Annotated in this window: 1 protein-coding gene; it reads right to left on the minus strand. The window is 53.6% G+C overall.

Annotated elements, in window-relative coordinates; genetic code table 11:
- The coding region (locus C4885_RS16200) for a MobA/MobL family protein (protein WP_158538943.1) at positions 1-599 on the minus strand (599 nt) is incomplete at both ends.

The following is a 599-nucleotide window of genomic DNA, read 5'->3' on the forward strand; positions in this document are numbered from 1 at the left end:
TTTTGCAGTTCTTTCATGCGCTGCTCGGCGGTTTTCATTCCCTCCCGGATTGAATAGGCTCTATCACTGACAGAGGAAAGAGAAGCGTCCAGCTCGTCAAGATTAGAGATACCATGCTCGGAAAGATAGTTGACCGCCGCCGCTATGATTTTCAGTTCATCGGCTGTGTGCTGTTGTTGCCAACGCTGCGAATACTTCCGGCTCTTTTCTCTCTGAACGCTCAAATACTTCATCAACAGATTTGCAAGGTTGGGAGATTGCGGCGGCTGCTTCGGGGCGGTTTCCCACGCTTTGAACAGGTCGGCAATCCATTCTTTGAGCTTCCCAATCTGCGCCCGGATTTCCCGGATAAGGCGGTTTGTCTTTTGAATACTGCGGTTCAGTTCGCCTTTCTCGGTGGCGATACCTTTCTTCTCCATCTGGCAAGCCGCCACGCCCATGTGGACGGTGGGTATCTCGTCAATGCCGCGCTCGGCGTTGCTGCGGTGGTCGATGCGCTCCGGGCTTCCGTTCCTCTCCAAAAAGTCGTTGGTAAAGTCAGCCCATGCCTTGCGCCACAAGAGGGTGTTGTCCTTGTCGTTCCAGCCTGTAAGGTCAAC

The organism is Subdoligranulum sp. APC924/74, from assembly GCF_003324125.1.
Lineage (GTDB): Bacteria > Bacillota > Clostridia > Oscillospirales > Ruminococcaceae > Gemmiger > Gemmiger qucibialis.